This window comes from Dyella lipolytica (genome assembly GCF_030160075.1).
GTDB classification, from domain to species: domain Bacteria; phylum Pseudomonadota; class Gammaproteobacteria; order Xanthomonadales; family Rhodanobacteraceae; genus Dyella_B; species Dyella_B lipolytica.
Genome location: NZ_BSNQ01000003.1, coordinates 1 through 19,981, shown reverse-complemented (window position 1 = coordinate 19,981; position 19,981 = coordinate 1). Strand labels below are relative to the sequence as shown.

Here is a 19,981-nt window from a genome sequence, read left to right as displayed (position 1 = left end):
TGCGCCGCATGCCGGGGAACCTTGCATGAGCACGATCCAATTCAGCGTGGCCGAACTCGCCGAACGCTTCGCCCTTGAGTTCAAGGGTGACGGCGCACGCCTCATCGACGGTGTCGGCACACTGGCCGGTGCGGGCCCCAGCCAGCTGAGCTTTCTGGCCAACAGCAAATACGCCGCACAACTGGCGAGCACGCACGCCGGCGTAGTGGTGCTGGGCGCCGATGCGCTGGCCAGCTGCCCTACTTCCGCGCTGATCGCGCATGATCCGTACGTGACTTATGCGCGCATCGCTGCACTGTTCGAGCGTCTGCCAGCCGCCGCACAGGGCGTGCATCCCAGCGCAGTCATCGCTCCCGGTGCACGGGTGAGCGCCACTGCAAGCGTAGGCCCTTGTTGCGTGATCGAAGACGGTGCCATCGTCGAAGACGGTGCCGTACTCGGTCCACATTGCATCATCGGCTCCGAATGCATCGTCGGCGCACAGTCGCGACTGGTCGCCCGCGTCACCCTGGTCACGCGCGTGACCTTGGGCAAACGCGTGCTCGTGCATCCCGGCGCGGTGATCGGCTCAGACGGCTTCGGCCTGGCTTTTGACCGCGACCATTGGGTAAAACTGCCGCAACTCGGTGGCGTGCGCATCGGCGACGATTGTGAAGTCGGTGCCAATACCACCATCGACCGCGGTGCACTGGACGACACCGTGTTGGAAGAAGACGTGCGGCTGGACAACCAGATTCAGATCGCCCATAACGTCTATATCGGCGCGCATACCGCCATGGCAGGCTGTGCAGCGGTGGCCGGCAGTGCGAAAATTGGCCGCTACTGCATGATCGGCGGCAACGCCGGCGTGCTGGGGCATCTGGAAGTGGCCGACCGCGTTACCATTACGGCCAAGAGTCTGGTGACACATTCGATTCGGGAGGCCGGTGAGTATTCCTCCGGCGTGCCGCTGCAGGAAAACCGTCAGTGGCGCCGCAATGCTGCGCGCTTCAAGCACCTGGACGAGTACGCGCGCCGATTGTCGGCGCTGGAAAAGGATAATAACGATGACTGACAACACCGCTTCGATCACGCTGCCGGTGAACGTGGAGCAGATTCAGCAGCTGCTGCCGCATCGCTTTCCGTTCCTGCTGGTCGACCGCGTGATCGAGATCGTGCCGGAACAGAGCGTGGTGACGCTGAAGAACGTGACCATCAACGAACCGTTCTTCAACGGACATTTTCCGGGCCATCCGGTCATGCCGGGCGTACTGATCGTCGAAGCCATGGCGCAGTCGGCCGGCTTGTTGACGCAAATCAGCGCACGCATGAAGGGCAACTCAGCCAGCGCGCTGTTCTATCTGGCCAAGGTCGATAACGCGCGTTTCAATGCACCCGTCGTGCCGGGCGACCAGTTGCGCATGGAAGTGCGCCTAAAGCGCCTGTTCCGCAGCATGGGCCTGTTTGAGGCACGCACCCTGGTCGACGGCAAGGAAGTGGCGAGCTGCGAGTTGATGTGCGCCGCGAGGTCCGAGAAATGATTCATCCGACTGCGCAGATCGATCCATCTGCCGTCATCGGTGCCAATGTCCGCATTGGCGCCTTCACTGTGATCGGTGCCGACGTGCATATCGGCGATGGCACCATCATCGGACCCCACGTCGTCATCGAAGGGCCGGCGCGGATCGGACGCGACAATCGCATCGCGCAATTCGCCTCGCTGGGCGGCGACCCGCAAGACATGAAGTTCGACGGCGAACGTACCGAGTTGGTCATCGGCGATCGCAACCTGATTCGCGAATTCGTTACCGTCAATCGCGGCACGGGCGACGGCGGCGGTGTAACGAGCATCGGCAACGACAACTGGCTGCTGGCCTATGTGCACGTCGCGCACGACTGCAAGATCGGCAATCACACCATCTTCTCCAATTATTCGGCCCTGGCCGGCCACGTGGAAGTCGGCGACTGGACGGTATTCTCCGGTTACTCCGGCGCTCATCAGTTCTGCAAGATCGGCGAGCACGCATTCATCGCGATGGGTTGCCTGCTCGGGGCGGACGTGCCTCCGTTCCTGATGATGGCCAACGACCAGAGCGGACGTCCGCGCGGCTTGAACACCACCGGCCTCAAGCGCCGCGGCTTCGAGCCGGAACGCATCACGGCCATCAAGCGCGCCTACCGCACGCTCTACACCTCGGGCCTGCCGCTGGCTGAGGCACGCGAGCAATTGGTGGAACAAGCGAAGGAAAGCGAGGACGTGCGCGCCATGCTCGAATTCCTCGACCGCAGTGAACGGGGGTTGGCGCGTTGATATGCGCCCCGCATATCAACAAATCAAACACGGGCTTTGCTTGACATGTCTAACGACTCCAACAGCCCCTTGATAGCCATCATCGCCGGAGAAGACTCCGGCGACCAACTCGGCGCAGACCTCATCGTCGCGCTACGCCGCCACTATCCGCACGCCCGCTTCGCCGGCATCGGCGGCCCCCGCATGCAACAGCAGGGCTTCGAGTCGTGGCACGACATGCGCGAGCTGTCGTTATTCGGTTTCGCCGAAGTGGTCAGCCACCTGCCGCGTCTGTTCGCGTTGCGCAAAGAACTGGTCGCACGACTCATGGCCGAAAAACCCATCGTCGTGATCGGCATCGATGCGCCCGATTTCAATCTCGGCGTCGAGCGTCGCTTGAAACAAGCCGGCTTGCGCACCGTGCATTACGTCAGCCCGTCGATCTGGGCCTGGCGCGAAAACCGCGCGGAAAAAATCGGCCAAAGCGCGAACCGGGTACTGTGCCTGTTCCCGATGGAACCACCGATCTACGGCAAGCACGGCATCGACGCTCGCTTCGTCGGTCATCCGTTGGCCGACCGCTTCCCGCTCGTCTCCGACCGTATTCCCGCGCGCCGCGCCTTGCAGCTGCCGCTGGATGTACCTGTTCTCGCCGTGCTGCCTGGCAGCCGTCATTCCGAGCTGGAACGGTTGGGCGCACCTTTCCTGGATGCAGCGCGACGCGTCGCCGCCGCATTGCCTGGTTTGCGCGTCGTCATCCCCGCCGCCAATCCGCGCGCACTCGCAACGCTCAAGACCATGCTTGCACGTGGCCCCCACGACGAGATGATGCCCATGCTGCTCGACGGCCAAGCGCACGACGCGATGCTCGCCGCCGATGTCGTGTTGCTCGCCTCCGGCACGGCCACGCTGGAAGCGATGCTCGCCAAACGTCCGATGGTCGTGGGCTATCGTGTTTCGCCTGTGAGTTATCGCATTGCGCGCATGCTCAACATGCTCAAGACCGATGTCTACGCGCTACCCAATATCCTCGCTCGCGCCTGCGGCATGGGCGCCGATGCGATGCTGGTACCCGAACTGATGCAGGACAACTGCACGGCAGCGAAGCTGGCCGACGCCACGCTCGAACTCTTCCATGACAGCGAAAGGCGCGGCGCGATCGTCGCCGCATTCGAACAGCTGCACGAGAGCTTGCGCGGCAATCTGCATGGCCGCGCCGGTGATCATGCGGCGGCGGCGATTGTGGAACTGCTCGACAAACCTGCCACCGCAAGCCGGTGATACACATGCTCCATGACGTTGATGGCTAGCCCGGTCCCCACGCCTCGATCCGCTGGAGAGAACGACACAACGCGCGTATTCGTCGCCGGTGTCGACGAAGCGGGACGCGGCCCTTTGGCGGGACCCGTGGTCGTTGCAGCAGTCGTACTCAATCCGCTCGAACCCATCGACGGACTGGACGATTCCAAGAAGCTCAGCGAAGTCCGCCGCGAACGCCTCTATCCGCTGATCATGGAACACGCGCTAGCTTATTGCGTGGTGGTAATCGAGCCGGAAGAAATCGATCGCCTCAATATTTTCCAAGCCACCATGACCGGCATGAGCCGCGCCGTCGCCGGTTTGACTCTCACTGCCACCGAGGCGCTTATCGACGGCAACCGCCTGCCCAAGGATCTGCCTTGCCCAGGGCGCGCCATCGTTGGAGGCGATGCGCTTGAACCAGCCATCAGCGCGGCATCCATCCTGGCCAAAGTAAGCCGCGACCGATTGATGGTCGCGATGGAAACGCAACATCCAGGTTACGGTTTCGCTGTTCACAAGGGTTATCCCACACCTGCTCACTTGGCCGCACTGGAGCGCCTAGGCCCGTGCAGTCAGCACCGCCGCAGCTTTGCGCCCGTGAAGCGCTTGTTGGACCAGGGGCAGTTGTTCTGAATCGAACGCCGGTCCGCTTTCATCGTCGCTTGCGTTCATCCAACCATGCCACCTTTCCTATTGCGCGCACATCCAAGCAGGCATAGGAATAGAACCGCAAGGCCGCTGCGACAGACCGCATGCACTGACCCGGCGACCACTCCGCACGGACGCTACCGTCAGCCGCCCGATGCCGCGATGCTCGTGGAAGAACCACCGTGCGTCACGCGCAACGGATTTTCTGGAGAGTGTCATGATGCTTGCTTTCCGCCGCCGCCCTACATCGGAAAAACAGTCAGCCAACGACGCACCCGCCGAAGCCCCGGACGCGCCACCGAATCATGCCGATGTCAGCCCGCACCACCTGGACTACGACCATCGGCCGCTAAGTGTGGAAGGTCTTTCGCACTACACCCAACCGGTTGTCGATGAACGGTTCCGCGTGCACTAAAGGTGCGCCGCTCTCTGCGTTAGCCCCTTCCCCCCTTTGGGGTACGCGGGGAGAGCACATGGATATGCTCGGCTTTGAGGAGCGAGGAGAAGGTTGGGATGAGGGGCCAATCTTGCCTAACGGATGATTCAGAGCATGCTCTGATGAAGGTTCATCGCAAGATTGGCCCCTCACCTCAATCCTCTCCCCAAAAGGGGAGAGGAGGCTGAGCATCTGGCAAGCGCCTGCTTGTCAATTCTTGCCCGCACCCGACCACACCGCTAGGCTGAGACATTGCTTCGCGTGCGAGCCATGCCCCTCCGTTTCGCTCATCTGCATCTGCACAGCGAGTACTCGCTGGTCGACTCGACCATCCGCATCAAGGCGCTGGTGGAGGCCTGCGTGCGCGACAAGGCTCCGGCGATAGCGCTCACCGACGAATGCAACATGTTCGCGCTGGTGAAGTTCTATAAGGCATGCAGCGCCGCTGGCATCAAGCCGATCAGCGGATGCGACCTGTGGATCAGCGCGCCGGACGATCCACGCCCTTGGCGTCTTACCGTGCTGTGTCAGAACCACGAGGGTTATCTCAACCTCTCGCGGCTGGTATCGCGTGCGTGGCGGGAAGGTCAGCATGGCGGGCGGGCACTGGTCGATGCAGGGTGGCTCACCGCCGATACGTCGTCGGGACTGATCGCCCTGCTTGGGCGCGAAAGCGAGATCGGACGCATGGCGGTCAATCAGGGCACCGAAGCCGCCGAGTCTCGTCTGCAGGCGCTGGCAAGGCTTTTCCCCGATCGCCTGTACCTGGAGTTGACCCGCAGCGGCCGCGAGGGTGAGGAAAACTGGAACAACGCCGCGCTCGCGCTGGCCTCCACGCTGTATTTGCCGGTGATCGCCAGCAACGACGTGCGCTTCCTCAAGCAGGACGATTTCGAGGCGCACGAAGCACGCGTGTGCATCAACCAAGGCCGCGTGCTGGCCGATCCCAAACGTCCGCGCGACTACAGCGACCAGCAATACCTGAAGTCCCAGGCCGAGATGGCCGAACTCTTCGCGGATATCCCCGAAGCACTCGAAAACGCCGTCGAGCTGGCCAAGCGCTGCAATCTCGAACTCACCTTCGGTACCTACTATCTCCCCAATTTTCCGGTGCCGCCGGGTCACGATCTGGCCAGCTACATCCGCGAAATCGCTCGCGAAGGACTGAAAGAACGCCTCACAACTGCACCGCTCGCGTCGGGCTTTACGTTGGCCGACTACCAAGCGCGCCTGGAACGCGAGCTGGACGTCATCATCGAGATGGGCTTTCCAGGCTACTTCCTGATCGTGGCCGACTTCATCAATTGGGGTAAACAGAACGGTATCCCGGTGGGGCCTGGCCGCGGTTCGGGCGCGGGCTCGCTGGTGGCCTGGGTGCTGAAGATCACCGACCTGGACCCGCTGCAATTCAACCTGCTGTTCGAGCGCTTCCTCAACCCCGAGCGCGTGTCGATGCCGGACTTCGACATCGACTTCTGCATGGATCGCCGCGACGAGGTCATCGACTACGTGGCGCGCAAATACGGCCGCGACCACGTCAGCCAGATCATCACCTACGGCTCCATGGCAGCCAAGGCCGTGTTGCGCGATTCCGGTCGCGTGCTGGGCATGGGCTACAACGCGGTCGATCGCATCGCGAAACTGATTCCGCCGCGCCCGCTCGATCTCACCCTGTCCGACGCGCTCGGCCGCTCGGAGAAATCGCAGAAAGAACCCGACCGTGTGGTGAAGGAATTCTGCGAGCTCTACGCGCAGGATGACGAAGCAAAATCGCTGATCGACCTGGCGCTGAAACTGGAAAGCCTCACCCGCAATGCCGGCAAGCACGCAGGCGGCGTGGTGATCGGGCCGCGGCCGCTCACCGAGTTCGCGCCGCTGTACTGCGAACCGGGCGGCGCCGGCGTCGTCACGCAATACGACAAGGACGACGTGGAAGCGGTCGGCCTGGTGAAGTTCGACTTCCTCGGTTTGCGCACGCTCACCATCATCGACTGGGCAGTGAAGGCGATCAACGCGCGCCGCGCGAAAAGCGGCGAAGCGCCGCTGGATATCGCCGCATTGCCGCTGGACGATGCACCCACGTACGAGCTGCTGAAAAAAGCGCAGACCGTCGCCGTCTTCCAGCTCGAATCCTCCGGCATGCAGCGCATGATGAAAGATGCGAAGCCGGACCGCTTCGAAGACATCATCGCGCTGGTGGCGCTGTACCGCCCTGGTCCGATGGACCTGATTCCCAGCTTCGTGGCGCGTAAACACGGCCGCGAGGAAGTGGTGTATCCCGACCCGCGCGTCGAACCGATCCTGCAAGAGACCTACGGCATCATGGTCTATCAGGAGCAGGTGATGCAGATGGCGCAGATCGTCGGCGGTTACTCGCTCGGCGGCGCCGACTTGCTGCGCCGCGCGATGGGCAAGAAAAAACTCGAGGAGATGGCGAAGGAACGCGCCAAGTTCCGCGAGGGCGCCGCCAAAGACGGTCTTTCCGGCGACAAGGCCGACTCCATCTTCGACTTGATGGAAAAATTCGCCGGCTACGGCTTCAACAAATCGCATGCTGCCGCCTACGCACTGGTGTCGTACCAAACCGCGTGGCTGAAAACGCATTACCCCGCCGAGTTCATGGCCGCCACCATCTCGTCGGACATGGACAACACCGACAAGGCGGTGACCTTCCTCGACGAAGCGCGCGCCATTGGCCTCACCGTGCTGCCGCCGGATGTAAACGCATCGAACTTCATGTTCGTGGCGGACGAGCCCAAGGTGATTCGCTACGGCCTCGGCGCCATCAAAGGCGTGGGCCACGGCGCGTGCGAATCAATCGCCGAGGAACGGCGCAAAGGTGGGCCGTACAAGGATCTCGCCGACTTCTGCCGCCGCGTCGATCCCAGCAAACTCAACCGCCGCGTGCTGGAAGCGCTGATCCTTTCCGGCGCGCTCGATGCGCTGGCACCCACGCGCGCCAGCCTGATGCTGCAATTACCGGACGCGATCAAGGCCGCCGAGCAACATTTGCGCGACCGCCAGTCCGGTCAGAACGACATGTTCGGCGCCTCGACGGGCGCCGCCGCTCCCGTCGTGCATGTGGAACTGCCCACCGCACCCGAATGGCCGCTGGAGCAGAAGCTACAAGGCGAGCGCGACACGCTTGGGCACTACCTCTCAGGCCATCCCACCGACCCGTGGCGCGAAGAACTGGCGCAACTGGCCACCTGCCCGCTGGGCGAAATCGCCGACCGCTACCAGCCACCCCGGCCGCGTAAAAATGACGGTGACGACGGCAACCGCTTCCGCCGCGGTCCCGACACGCCCTGGACGGTCGCCGGCATGGTCACGGCGGTACGCAAGCGTGGCGAAAGCGACGCCTTCGTGCGCCTGGAAGACGGCACAGGCGTCATCGAGGTGAGTTTCTTCGGCGAGCTCTATCAGCAGGTCGCCCCCCTGCTCACTCGCGACGAAATGCTGGTGGTCGAAGGCGGCCTACGCATCGACGACTTCTCCGGCGGCGGTTTCCAGGTGCGCGCCCGCAGCGCCTACACCCTCGGCGACGCCTGCCGCCGCTATGCGCGCCTGCTGCGGGTGAAGATCAACGGCATCGGCCCCGACTTCATCGCGCAACTGCGGCAAGCCCTGGCCGGCCATCGCGGCGGCCGGGCCAGTGTGGTGCTCAGCGGTTACCACAACGCCACGGCGCAGGCCGATTTAGAACTAGGCGAGGACTGGCAGGTGAATGCCATTCCCGAGTTGCTGCGCACCGTGCGCGGCATGCCCGGCGTACTGGCCGCGGGAGTACGGCTCGTCAAAAGCGGCCACGGGGAATAAGGGTCACAAAAGGGGCCACCATGCCGTTGCCACCCCACCTATCCCATACGCCCCCGTTCCCGCCTTTTTGGCCGCCCCGGTATACTGCCCCGCTTCCGTGCCACCCCGTGCCCGAATGAATCCCAACTTCCTCGATTTCGAACAACCGATTGCCGATCTCGAAGCCAAGATCGAGGAACTGCGCCACGCCAGCAGTGGCCAGGCCGTCAACATCGACGACGAAATTCGCCGCCTGCGCGAGAAAATGAAGATCAAGACGGCGGACATCTTCCGCAATCTGGATTCGTGGCAGACCACTCAGCTTTCGCGCCATCCCGCACGCCCCTATACGCTCGATTACATCAGCGTGATGTGCGAGGAGTTTCATGAATTGGCCGGCGATCGCGCCTATGCCGACGACGGCGCCATCGTCGGCGGCCTGGGCCGCATCAATGGCCGCTCGGTCGTGATCATCGGCCACCAGAAAGCGCGCGATACGAAGGGCAAGCTCAAGCGCAACTTCGGCATGCCCCGCCCTGAGGGCTACCGCAAGGCGTTGCGCCTGATGAAGATGGCCGAGCGTTTCAAACTGCCGCTGCTCACCTTCATCGACACCATGGGTGCCTACCCCGGCATCGGCGCCGAAGAGCGCGGCCAGAGCGAAGCCATCGCCCGTAACTTGCTTGAAATGGCGGAGCTGAAAACGCCGATCGTCTGCACCGTCATCGGCGAAGGTGGTTCCGGTGGCGCGCTGGCCATCGGCGTCGGCGACCGCACCCTGATGCTGCAGTACTCCACCTATTCCGTCATTACCCCCGAAGGCTGCGCCTCCATCCTTTGGAAGAGCGGCGAAAAAACCAAGGACGCCGCCGAAGCGCTGGGCATGACCGCGCCACGTCTGTTCGAGCTTGGCCTGATCGACAAGATCGTGCGCGAACCATTGGGCGGCGCGCATCGCAATCCGCATTCGATGGCGGTGCGCCTGAAAGCCGTGTTGCTCAATCAGCTGGATGAGCTGGAAGCCCTGCCGATACCTGAGCTTCTGGAACAGCGTTATCACCGTTTGCGCGGCTACGGCGCGTATCAGGAATAACGCCACGCACCGCTCCCTCTCCCCTCCGGGGTACGCGGAGAGAGCACATGGATGTGCTCGGCTTTGGGGAGCGAGGAGAGGAAGATGTAGCCTGCGCGCGACATCCAAGGAATCCCCCCATGGCCAACGATCAAGCAACCAAACTCGCCGTGCTGATCGACGCCGACAATGCCCAGCCGGCGATCGCCGAAGGGCTATTGGCCGAGGTGGCCAAATACGGCACCGCGCACGTAAAGCGCGCGTATGGCGACTGGACCAGCAATCATCTGAAGGGTTGGAAAGATCAGCTACTCACGCAGTCGATCCAACCGATCCAGCAATTCGGCTACACCAGCGGCAAGAACGCCACCGATTCGGCGATGATCATCGATGCGATGGATCTGCTTTATTCGGGTCGCTTCGATGGTTTCTGCATCGTATCCAGCGACAGCGATTTCACTCGGCTGGCGGCGCGCATCCGCGAATCGGGATTGATTGTCTACGGCTTCGGCGAGCGCAAGACACCGGAACCCTTCCTCGCCGCGTGCGACAAATTCATCTACACCGAAATCCTTGCGGCAAAAGCGGATGAGGAGCAACCGCTCAAACCACGCACACGTGCGCAGCTGAAACAGGACAGCAATCTGATCAATCTGCTGCGCAACGCTATCGATGCCGCGTCCGACGATGAGGGCTGGGCTGGGCTCGGCGGCGTCGGTTCGATCATCACCAAGCAGCGCCCGAACTTCGACTCGCGCAGTTGGGGCTACGGCAAGCTAAGCGAATTGATCGACGCCATCGACCTGTTCGAACTGGATCGGCGCAGCCCTGGCGAGGGTCGCCCCAAAGTGATCTATGTGCGCAACAGGCAAAAGCCGGCGACGCGTGAATAACAACGTTCCACTGCTGGAAACCTTGCAGCTGGCGCTGCGCACCCAACAACCGGGCGCACTGTGCGTGGCCTACAGCGGCGGGCCGGATTCCACCGCGCTGCTGCATGCGCTCGCCAGCTTGCCGGAGGCCCATGCGCGTGGCCTGCGTGCTCTGCATGTGGATCATGGACTGCACACGGAAAGCGCTCGCTGGGCAGCACATTGCCGCGCATTCTGCGCAACGCTTGGCGTTGCCTGCGATGTACGCCTCGCCAAAGTGGATCGCCTCGCCGGCATCGGACTGGAAGCCGCGGCCCGTCATGCACGTTACGCGATCTTCGCCGAACACCTGCATGCCAACGAATGTTTGTTGCTGGGCCATCACCAGGATGACCAAGTAGAAACAGTGCTGCTGAAATTGCTGCGCGGCGCCGGACCGGAAGGACTCGGCGGTATGCGCGCGCAGCGTCCGCTAGGTCGCGGCATGCTATGGCGGCCGCTGCTGACCCTGCCGCGACAGGTGCTCTGCGACTATGTCGATGTGCACCAACTGCCCTGTATTCACGATCCTTCCAACGACGACACGCGGCTCGCACGCAATCACTTGCGCCATGACATCCTGCCCCGGCTGAAAGCGCACTGGCCGCAAGCGGTGGTGTCTATAACGCACAGCGCATTGCTATGCCGTGCAGCTGCAGACACCTTGCAGCAGGATTGGCTCGTCGCGCTTGAAGTCTTGCGTGATGACACTACCAACAGTCTCGACGCATGCGGATGGCTCGCCTTGCCATCCGCCTTGCGTGATCCGCTGCTGGCGCACTGGCTGCATGCTCAAGGTTTGCCGGCACCGACCACAGCGCAGCGCCAACAGATCGAACGTCAGTGCACGGCGCAAGACGGCCAGTTGCCCTGCATTCAATGGCCCGGCGCCGAAGTACATGTATGGAAGCATCGCCTGTGGGCGATGGCGCCACGCCGTGCTGCGCAAACGCATGCGGAGCTGCAGTGGCAAGGCGAGGCGTTGCAACTGCCTGATGGCGGTCTGCTGACTCTGGAACCCACCGCGCAACTTCCGGTCATGTTGAACGTACGATGGCGCGGTGGCGGCGAAAGGATCAAGCCTACGGGTGATCGCTACACACGCGACCTTCGTTCACTGTTCCAGACCGGCGCTATCCCACCGTGGCAGCGCGATGCATGTCCGCTGCTCTATGAGGGCGACGAGCTGATTGCGGTGGCTGATCGTTGGTTGAGCGCCCGTGCCGAAGCCATTTTCAGCGAAGCAGAGGCGCAACCGTGCTGGATGCCCGGGCGCTAGAGCTTACGGTTTTTCACCCTCCAATCGCTGCGGCACAGGCGCTACCGCTGCCCCCATCACCCTGCGATTGACAAAATACATCAGTACGAACGATGCCAGCGTGGTGAACACCAACACATCGCCCAGCACGTCGAAGTGCACCAACCGACCGTCGCCGGTCTGAACCACAACCATGCCACCCAGCATCGCAGCAAGGCCGCCGGACATCTGCTGTAAGGAAGAGCTGATCGACATGTATGCGCCGCGATCGGAAGGCTTCGGCAAACCGGACATCAAAGCGGACGAGGAAATGATGCGCGAGAAAATGCCGACCTGCAGCAGCGCGCTCACCGTGATCAGCGTCCACAGCGACACGTTAGAAAGCCGCGTGTAGATCAGCACCATCACGATCGTCACCGCGCAGCCGAAGGCGAATACACGGAACTTGCCGAAGGTGTCGCTGGCCCTACCGAGCAACGGCCCCATCACTGCCGACACCAGGCCCGTAATCAGATACACCACCGACAGCATCTCAATCGAAATACCGACGTTGTGCACCACAAACAAAGTGGAGTACGGCATCAGCATGAAGCCGCCCATCGTCAGCAACGCCGTGGTGATGAACCCGATCAAATAGGCGCGCGTGGTCAAGGTATGCAGCAAGTGATGCAGTGGATTCTTGTCCGGACGCAGTGCCAAGTGCGCGTTGACCGGACGCAGACGTCCGATGATCGCGCCACCCACCACGGTGCAAACCACCACGATCAGGAAAAACGGCGCATTCCAGCCCCAATGGCTGGACAAGTACAGGCTCAACGGCAAGCCCAACACCGTGCTGGCCGCGAACGCGGACTGGATGAAGCCCATCACGCGTCCGCGCATCGACAGCGGAAACAGATCGGTGACGATGGCCATCGATGCCGCACCCACCACGCCGGCGAACATGCCGGTCACCATGCGCGCCAGCAGCAGCAACGTGTAGGTGTGAGCAAGCGCGCAGAACAACGTACCGAGCATGAAACCGCTGTAGAAGATCACCAGCAGCTTCTTCCGGTCGAAACGATCGGCATAGCCCGCCGCGAGAATGCCCGACACGCCTGCGGCGAACGCATAGGCCGATACGACACGACCGAATTGCGCGGGCGTGACGTGCAAGGCGGGCACCACCAGCGCGCCCAACGGCGCTAGCAGCATGAAATCCAGCACGATGGTGAACTGCAGAAAAGCCAGCACCGCCACGACGAATTTCTGATAGCCGGAAAAACCCGTGCCGCCCGGTTCGGCGGCATCCAACGACGTATGGGTCACAAAAACTCCTAGGGCGAATCGCTGCCGAGTGTCGAGCGGCTGGGGACAGTATCGCAAGATAGTGTTTAGATATATCGAAATCAAGCGCCCACCCATGAACTGGAGGGGCTGCGCCAGCGAACCTTACCTCGCAAACATGTCCCAGCTGCGTCACCTTGACTCGCCGCAGCGATTGATTCCGCCCTAGCGCTGCGCTAGCGTTGCCGGCCATGGTCAAGCCCACTTCTGCACCCGCCGAAACCGCACCACCGGTCGCCGATTTCGAGCATTCGCTCGACGAGCTCGAACAACTGGTAGCGCGCATGGAAGGCGGCGATATGAGCCTCGACGAATCGCTCAGCGCCTTCGAGCGCGGCATCGGCCTCTACCGCCACTGCCAGCAAGCCCTGGACCAGGCCGAGCTGCGCGTGCGCCTGCTGCTCGACCCCGATGCACCCGACACCGCCGAACCGTTTGAACCCGAAGCCTGAATTAAGTCCGGCTCTGCGGGCGTTGATAGCCCGCGCCGAACACGCGCTCGGCGAAGCACTGCCGTCGGAAGACCTGCCCCCCATCGAACTGCACCGCGCCATGCGTTACGCCGTGCTCGGCGGCGGCAAGCGTCTGCGCCCTTTGCTCACCTATGCCACCGGCCACGCACTCGGTAACGACGGCCCCGAATTGGACGCACCCGCCTGCGCGGTAGAACTAATCCACGCCTACTCCTTGGTGCACGACGATCTACCCGCCATGGACGACGACGCCATGCGCCGCGGCCGCCCCACCTGCCATATCGTCTTCGGCGAAGCGATGGCGATTCTTGCCGGCGACGCCCTGCAGGCGCTGGCCTTTGAAATCCTCGCCCGCGGTAACCGTGCTCGCGGCATGGACATGCTGAGCACGCTAGGCCACGCCTGCGGTGCCGAAGGCATGGCCGGCGGGCAAGCGCTCGATCTGACGGCCGTCGGCCGCTCGCTGACCGTGACCGAACTGGAACACATGCACGCCTGCAAGACCGGCGCGTTGATTCGCGCGTCCGTGCAACTCGGCGCATTGACGGCGGGTGCCGATGCACAGGCCATCGAGGGGCTGAATCGCTATGCCACGGCAGTCGGGCTGGCCTTTCAGGTGCGCGATGACATTCTCGACGTCGAAGGCGAATCGGCAGTGATCGGCAAGACCGCCGGCAAGGATGCTGCCGCGGGCAAACCCACCTTCCCCTCAATCATCGGCCTTGACGCATCGCGTGCGCGCCTTGCCGAACTCATCGACACCGCGCTCGGTGCGATTGCGCCGTTCGGCGAACGCGGCGTACTGCTGCGCGAACTCGCGCATTACGCCGCCAACCGCGTTCACTGACGGCGAAGACCACAGCACACATAAAAAACCCGCGATGTCGCGGGTTTTTCGTTTTGGCAGTGGGACGAAACAGCGTTCGCTCAAGTCACCAGTCGCAACGTCCACGGATAGCGATAGTGCCCATCGGAACTGACCTTGACCGCGGCCACGATGCAGAAAATTAGATTCACCAACCACAACACCCCCATCAGGATGAAACCGATCAGGATGATTTGCAGTATCCAGGCAATCACCCACGCAATCAGCATGGTGATCTGGAAGTTCAACGCTTCCTTGGCCTCGCCCGCCAGATACGCCTTGTCGGAACGGTCCTTGTGAATCAACCACACGATCAACGGCACGATAATGTAGAGAACAAAACCGGAAAGATGCGTAATCATCGCCAGATTGCGGTCATTGCTGGACGATGAAACCGGTTCGGACGGCGGTGTGACCTGGTCGGACGGCGTGCTCATAAAGCTCCCTCCTTAGGTGGCTATACCTTTCCCATCACTGTTGGTTTGCGCACGCTTGCGTGTCAAGTGCCGTCTGGCAGCGCCAGCGCCAAGCGTTGCTCAACCAGTTACTTGATCAATCGCAGCGCGAACGGATAGCGATACCGCACGCCTTCATTGGCTTTCACCGCGGCGATGATGGTGAGCACCAACCAGCCGATACCGATAACCACCCACATGGGGATGGCAATGATCAAGCCGATGCCGAACGTGAGGGCCGATAACAACACCAGCGCCAATGTCGCGATAGCCACACTGATATTGAAGTTCAGCGCCTCTTTGGCCTGATCGTTGACGAAGGGCATGCTGTCCTTCTTGATCAGCCAAACAATCAGCGGGCCAACAAAGCAGGCGAAGCCCCCGCCATGCGAAGAAGTGACTAACGCGCCGAGCAGCGCCGACAGGTGGGCGATCATGGCCCACGTGCGCTCCTGGGCAGGAACGTCGCTGGTGGTCGACGACTCACTCGGCGGCGGTACAGCAGACTCAGGCGGAACGCTCATGCGTATCTCCTTCAAGTCGTGCAAACACCGGCCCCTTCCCGGTGTGGGGCATCCTATCAAAGCCCGCAGGATCTTGCCGAAGCCTAATACCGCTTATTCGCCAGCGACTGTCATAGGTTTCAGCAGAATCGAACCGGTCAGCAGATGCGAACGCTTGTCCACGTCGCTGCCCACCGCCGTGATACCGGCGAGCATGTCGCGCAGATTGGCGGCGATGGTGATTTCTTCCACCGGATAGGCGATCTCGCCGTTTTCCACCCAGAATCCGGCCGCACCGCGCGAGTAGTCGCCGGTAATGATGTTCACGCCCTGCCCCATCACCTCGGTCACCAGCAGGCCGGTGCCCAAACGCTTCAGCATGCCGCGGAAATCGTCTGCCGCACCGCCGTCGCCGTGACCCGGTTCGACGATCAGGTTATGAATGCCGCCGGCATTGCCCGTCGATTCAAGCCCGAGTTTGCGTGCGGAATAACTGCCTAAGACATAACGCGCAAGCACGCCGTTTTCGATCAAGGCGCTATCGCGTGTCGCCACACCTTCGGCATCGAACGCGCCGGAGCCTTGCCCACGCAGCAAAAAGGGACGCTCAACAATATTCAGCCACGCCGGCATGACCTGCTTGCCCGCATGATCGAGCAGGAAGCTGGCCTGGCGGTACAACGAGCCACCGCTCACCGCACCGATCAAGTGACCGATCAAACCGCGCGCGATTTCCGGCGCAAACAGCACCGGGCATTGCCGCGTCGATAAACGCCGCGCACCGACGCGCGATAGCGTGCGCTCCGCGGCCTTGTTGCCGAGCGCTTGCGCGCTCATGAAATCGCTCGCACTGCGCACGCTGTCGTACCAGTAGTCGCGTTGCATGCCCGCTTCGTCGCCGGCGATCAGCGACAGCGACAGCGAATGCCGCGTGCCGCGCTCGCTGCCCACAAAGCCGTGCGAGTTGGCATAGACCGACAGACTTTCGCCCATCTGCACGCTGGCACCTTCGGAGTTGGTGATACCGGCATGCGCGCGCCCGGCCGCTTCAATGTCTTGACCCAGCGCAATCGCGTCCGCGGTGTCGATCATCCAGGGATGCCACAGATCCAGTTCCGGGAATTGCGTCGCCATGCGCGAGGCATCGGCCAGCCCGGCAGCGGGATCCTCTTCGGTAAAACGGGCGATGGCGCAGGCCTGGTCCAGCGTGGCCTGGATCGAATCCGCGTTCAGATCGGCCGTGCTCGCCGAGCCCTTGCGCTGCCCGAAATACACAGTGAGGCCGAAGCCGCGGTCGCGCGTGTGCTCTACCGTCTCCACCTCGCCCAAACGCACGTTGACGCTAAGGCCGGTCTCGATACTGGCCGACACCTCGGCCTGGCTGGCACCCGCGGCGCGGGCGCGGCGGATCACATCCCCGGCCAGTTCGGCCAATCGGTCGAGTTCGCGCCGGCTGGCGTCCTGATTGATCGCAACTTCGCTCACGTAAGGTTTCCTGAGGGGCTCACGGGTACAATAGGCAGACATGGGGCCGCCTAGACTCATTGCCAATACTTAGCCCATCAAGGTTGCCACAGGAGCGGCCATGTCCATAGCCACCGGCATCTATCGTCACTACAAAGGCCAGAGCTACCGCGTACTGGGCACCGCCCGGCACAGCGAGACGATGGAAGAGCTGGTCGTGTACCAGGCCTTGTACGGCGACCACGGCCTATGGGTGCGGCCAGCCGCGATGTTCGCCGAATCCGTCGAACTGGATGGCGAACCCATCCCGCGCTTCGCCCTGATCGATGCCATCCCCGGCCAAACCAACCCGGGCCCCTGACCGGAAAATGACGTGAACCGCACTTACACCGACGACCCCGAACACGACTACGGCCCCACCCGCACGCAACAGCGGCGCGATGCGCTGGCCGTGCTGGCGCTCGCCACGCAATTGGTAGAGCTGCCGCCCAGCAAACTCGCCCGCGCAAACCTGCCGGAAGACGTACTGCGCGAAGTCGAAAATACCCGCCGCATCACCGCCCACATCGCCCGCAAGCGCCAGCTGGGTTTTCTCGCCAAAGTGATGCGCCGCCACGAAGACGACGCCTTCGATGGCGTACGTACCCTGCTGGGTGAAAACCGCGAGCAGCTGCGCAAGGAAACCGCCGCGATGCATCGGCTGGAAGCGCTGCGCGATCGGTTGCTGGACGATGACAACGCGTTGCAGGAGTTGATCGATCAATATCCGGATATCGATCGTCAGCATTTGCGTTCACTGGTTCGCCAGGCGCGCATCGAGCGTGACTCGAGCAAACCGCCGCGTGCTTATCGTGAAGTGTTCCAGTTACTGAAGCAGCTCACTACTGCGACCGACGAGGACGCGTAAACACGCGCACGTAGTGGTCGCGTGTCAGCAGTCCAGGGTTGGGCCAGACTACTTTTACGCGAGCGAATGAAAGCCTTGAACACCCGCAGCCTTATCGACTCGGCTTGCCTATCGCCTGCATTTGCGCAACTAACGCCTGCTGACTAGGGTCGTTGCCAAATCGCGCAACAAAATCTGAAATGGTTTGGTTAAGGCCATCACGTGGCTCGTCTTTTTGGATGCTGGCCCGAAGTAACCAGCCTTGTGGGTTATCCGGGCTCATTTGAATGAGCCGATTAGCAATGGCCCAGCCACCATCCCAATTGCGAGTTGAATGCACGTAGAGATTGCCGAGCTCAACCAATGTCCACGTGTCATCGGGGTTCAGGCGCAGTGCTTCCGCGTAGTCTTGCTCTGCGTGATCCACGTCACCCCTCGCCTCATAGGCAAGGCCGCGCACATCGAACGCGTTTTCATCCTGGGGAACTAGCGCCACAAGCGCGTTTCCCTCTGCGAGCGCCCAATCCGATTGACCCAAAGGCGGTAAATCGAATGCGCGGCCCTCGCGGTGATCGATCTTACTTGGATCAAATCGAATCACTTCCGAGCGATAGATCACGGATAGCGCGGTAGAGCTACGATTTTTCGCGGCCCATCCGCCACTCATCAACATACTGACAGGTGCCGCCTCGGCGTAAACATTCCTGTAAAGATCCATCTCGGTGATGGGATTGCAATCGCAGTTTTCGACGTAAGACTCGCCCCCGCTATTTTCCGATAGCAGCAGCCTTAGCAAGGGGTTTTCTTTGGCATGACGCTGAGCACCGGCAATAATGCCTTGCATCTCTTGAACCGTTCCGCCCCACTTGGGCTGCGCCATCCAGACGAGGCGCGCATAAATGGTGTAGTTGGCCGGATCAACCGCCAGTCCACGTTTGGCAGCGTTCACTGCGTACGCACCATCGCTTTCCAGAGCCGCGGCGTAGATCATCGCACCGTAAGCAGGAGTGACTTGCGGATCGAGCTCGACCGCCTTGTCGAGATCGGCGCGTGCCCGCTCTAACAATCGCCCCATCGACTCGAAGGAACTCTGCGGCGTTTTCTTCGCGTAATCGGAGCCGCGGACTTGCTGCGCCATTTGCACATAAGCCGTACCACTGGCAGCCCACGCAAACGCGCTTGTGGGAGACTGGCGCTTCCACGCGTCCATAAGCGCACGGGTTGCTTCCGATCCATCTTTGAAATCGATCATATAGGTGCGATCGAGCGCACCTTGCGCGTCGGGCTTTGACAACTGAGCACGCATGACGTCGGCAAGACGCGCATCCAGTTTCGCCGCATGTCCGGTCAGGATGAGTCGGCGCGCTTCATCCGGCTTCACCATCGGATCAAATTGATAGTGACAATAGGCGGTTGTTACCGCCTCCGACCAATCAAGACCCGGTGGATTTGGGTAAGCGAGACATCTTTGAAGTAGATCCGCGACAGTCTCCGCCTTCCGGGCAGCAACCAGGAACTGATTGAACTGAGCCTCGGTAAATGGCGGCGGCATGAACGGTTGCGCATGCGTCAATCGCACGACGGGTGGATGTTGAACTGCGGCGACAGGCGCCTGAGTCCAGAGCGGTAGCCCAAAGCACAAAGTGCTTGCAATGCCAACTATGACTACCCCGGCCAATAATAGCCAACGCACACGTGACGTCATGTTTTGATTTCCCCTGTCGGCACTTATAGAAAAGGGCTCTGACCCCTTTTTCCCTTCGAAACTCTCCGCTTCCAGAAGGCCATCGAAGCGGAGCTTGGGCGCATTGCGAAGATTCGATCGCAAGGTCGGCCTAGAAAAGAGCTCTGCCCCCCTTTTCCTCAATCACGTCGCTTTACTGGGCAACCCCACCCATCGTATTCAACCCCAAATAACGCACCCAGGCAGGACATAAAGCCCGAGACCGAGAGGATGACGTGTTGCTGTATTGGCATAGTGATCGTCACCAGCACTCGATACTCATTCTCAGGCTGTTCAAGACGCGCGAGACCGTACTGATAGTCATTGATGAATCCAATAACGGTTTCGGCCTTTTCCTTGATGGGTGTACGCAACACAAAGTCCACGTCGCGAGCTATGGAAAAGTCATCGCCATGCTTGTCCAACGAACGAAGAACATCGACGTCCGCCGTTGCCCCAGACATCAAAATTTCGATAACCGACATCTCGAATACCCCAATTGAAAAGGCTGACCCACGTAGCGCCAGCCCCTTTTCTTAATGCGCCAGCATCGCCTTGATGCCGAGGGCCGCTAAGCCAATGACCATAAGCG

The 19,981-nt window shown here is 61.6% G+C and carries 20 protein-coding genes; 14 read left to right on the top strand and 6 right to left on the bottom strand.

The features are described from left to right. The first annotated feature begins 25 nt into the window (after positions 1-25). The 10 genes from lpxD (at position 26) to tilS (ending at position 11,715) form a co-directional block, all read left to right on the top strand. Positions 26-1,054 carry a UDP-3-O-(3-hydroxymyristoyl)glucosamine N-acyltransferase gene (gene lpxD / locus QQL64_RS01550; RefSeq protein WP_284395347.1) on the top strand — a complete coding sequence of 343 codons (1,029 nt, stop codon included), beginning with the start codon at positions 26-28 and terminating at the stop codon, positions 1,052-1,054. Continuing rightward, positions 1,047-1,520 carry a 3-hydroxyacyl-ACP dehydratase FabZ gene (fabZ, locus tag QQL64_RS01545; RefSeq protein ID WP_284395345.1) on the top strand — a complete coding sequence of 158 codons (474 nt, stop codon included), beginning with the start codon at positions 1,047-1,049 and terminating at the stop codon, positions 1,518-1,520. Before lpxD ends, fabZ begins: the two co-directional genes overlap by 8 nt. Beyond that, on the top strand, positions 1,517-2,290 hold the full coding sequence (gene lpxA / locus QQL64_RS01540; RefSeq protein ID WP_284395344.1) for an acyl-ACP--UDP-N-acetylglucosamine O-acyltransferase: 774 nt from the start codon (positions 1,517-1,519) through the stop codon (positions 2,288-2,290). The genes fabZ and lpxA overlap by 4 nt, the downstream gene beginning before the upstream one ends. 45 nt (positions 2,291-2,335) lie before the next feature. Beyond that, a complete protein-coding gene (gene lpxB, locus QQL64_RS01535) occupies positions 2,336-3,550 on the top strand; it encodes a lipid-A-disaccharide synthase (RefSeq protein WP_284395342.1) in 1,215 nt (404 codons plus the stop codon). 21 nt (positions 3,551-3,571) lie between these two features. Beyond that, a complete protein-coding gene (gene rnhB, locus QQL64_RS01530) occupies positions 3,572-4,204 on the top strand; it encodes a ribonuclease HII (RefSeq protein WP_284395341.1) in 633 nt (210 codons plus the stop codon). 232 nt (positions 4,205-4,436) lie between these two features. Beyond that, a complete protein-coding gene (locus tag QQL64_RS01525; protein WP_284395340.1) occupies positions 4,437-4,634 on the top strand; it encodes a hypothetical protein in 198 nt (65 codons plus the stop codon). Positions 4,635-4,925: 291 nt separating this feature from the next. After that, positions 4,926-8,474: a DNA polymerase III subunit alpha gene (gene dnaE / locus QQL64_RS01520; RefSeq protein WP_284395339.1), complete on the top strand. Its 3,549-nt coding sequence runs from the start codon at positions 4,926-4,928 to the stop codon at positions 8,472-8,474. Positions 8,475-8,589: 115 nt separating this feature from the next. After that, positions 8,590-9,546, top strand: a complete 957-nt coding sequence (locus QQL64_RS01515) for an acetyl-CoA carboxylase carboxyltransferase subunit alpha (protein ID WP_284395338.1) — start codon at positions 8,590-8,592, stop codon at positions 9,544-9,546. Positions 9,547-9,665: 119 nt separating this feature from the next. Then, complete coding sequence (locus QQL64_RS01510; protein ID WP_284395337.1) at positions 9,666-10,418, top strand: NYN domain-containing protein; 753 nt, start codon at positions 9,666-9,668, stop codon at positions 10,416-10,418. Then, positions 10,411-11,715 carry a tRNA lysidine(34) synthetase TilS gene (gene tilS, locus QQL64_RS01505; protein ID WP_284395335.1) on the top strand — a complete coding sequence of 435 codons (1,305 nt, stop codon included), beginning with the start codon at positions 10,411-10,413 and terminating at the stop codon, positions 11,713-11,715. The genes QQL64_RS01510 and tilS overlap by 8 nt, the downstream gene beginning before the upstream one ends. A gap of 3 nt (positions 11,716-11,718) precedes the next feature. Here tilS and QQL64_RS01500 read toward each other — a convergent pair whose 3' ends face one another. Beyond that, positions 11,719-13,002: an MFS transporter gene (locus QQL64_RS01500; RefSeq protein ID WP_284395334.1), complete on the bottom strand. Its 1,284-nt coding sequence runs from the start codon at positions 13,000-13,002 to the stop codon at positions 11,719-11,721. Between the two features lie 209 nt (positions 13,003-13,211). On the opposite strand from QQL64_RS01500, the gene QQL64_RS01495 reads away from it, so the two are divergent. Both QQL64_RS01495 and QQL64_RS01490 read left to right on the top strand, forming a co-directional pair. After that, a complete protein-coding gene (locus QQL64_RS01495) occupies positions 13,212-13,472 on the top strand; it encodes an exodeoxyribonuclease VII small subunit (RefSeq protein ID WP_284395332.1) in 261 nt (86 codons plus the stop codon). After that, positions 13,456-14,340 (top strand): polyprenyl synthetase family protein, encoded by an 885-nt coding sequence (locus QQL64_RS01490; RefSeq protein WP_284395330.1) that lies wholly within the window; start codon positions 13,456-13,458, stop codon positions 14,338-14,340. The genes QQL64_RS01495 and QQL64_RS01490 overlap by 17 nt, the downstream gene beginning before the upstream one ends. An 80-nt stretch (positions 14,341-14,420) precedes the next feature. On the opposite strand, the gene QQL64_RS01485 is transcribed toward QQL64_RS01490, so the two are convergent. The 3 genes from QQL64_RS01485 to pmbA form a co-directional block, all read right to left on the bottom strand. Continuing rightward, positions 14,421-14,795, bottom strand: coding sequence for a DUF4870 domain-containing protein (locus tag QQL64_RS01485; protein WP_284395327.1), 375 nt, complete (start codon positions 14,793-14,795; stop codon positions 14,421-14,423). 107 nt (positions 14,796-14,902) lie between these two features. Further along, positions 14,903-15,337 carry a DUF4870 domain-containing protein gene (locus QQL64_RS01480; protein ID WP_284395325.1) on the bottom strand — a complete coding sequence of 145 codons (435 nt, stop codon included), beginning with the start codon at positions 15,335-15,337 and terminating at the stop codon, positions 14,903-14,905. Between the two features lie 93 nt (positions 15,338-15,430). Continuing rightward, positions 15,431-16,801: a metalloprotease PmbA gene (pmbA, locus tag QQL64_RS01475; RefSeq protein ID WP_284395322.1), complete on the bottom strand. Its 1,371-nt coding sequence runs from the start codon at positions 16,799-16,801 to the stop codon at positions 15,431-15,433. A 100-nt stretch (positions 16,802-16,901) separates the two neighbouring features. On the opposite strand from pmbA, the gene QQL64_RS01470 reads away from it, so the two are divergent. Both QQL64_RS01470 and yjgA read left to right on the top strand, forming a co-directional pair. After that, entirely contained in the window at positions 16,902-17,141 is a 240-nt protein-coding gene (locus QQL64_RS01470; RefSeq protein ID WP_284395321.1) for a DUF1653 domain-containing protein, read from the top strand. A 12-nt stretch (positions 17,142-17,153) separates the two neighbouring features. After that, on the top strand, positions 17,154-17,687 hold the full coding sequence (gene yjgA / locus QQL64_RS01465; protein ID WP_284395319.1) for a ribosome biogenesis factor YjgA: 534 nt from the start codon (positions 17,154-17,156) through the stop codon (positions 17,685-17,687). Between the two features lie 91 nt (positions 17,688-17,778). On the opposite strand, the gene QQL64_RS01460 is transcribed toward yjgA, so the two are convergent. Continuing rightward, positions 17,779-19,218, bottom strand: a complete 1,440-nt coding sequence (locus QQL64_RS01460) for a tetratricopeptide repeat protein (protein ID WP_284395317.1) — start codon at positions 19,216-19,218, stop codon at positions 17,779-17,781. Positions 19,219-19,529: 311 nt separating this feature from the next. Continuing rightward, positions 19,530-19,874 carry a ribonuclease E inhibitor RraB gene (locus tag QQL64_RS01455; RefSeq protein ID WP_284395315.1) on the bottom strand — a complete coding sequence of 115 codons (345 nt, stop codon included), beginning with the start codon at positions 19,872-19,874 and terminating at the stop codon, positions 19,530-19,532. Positions 19,875-19,981 lie beyond the last annotated feature (107 nt).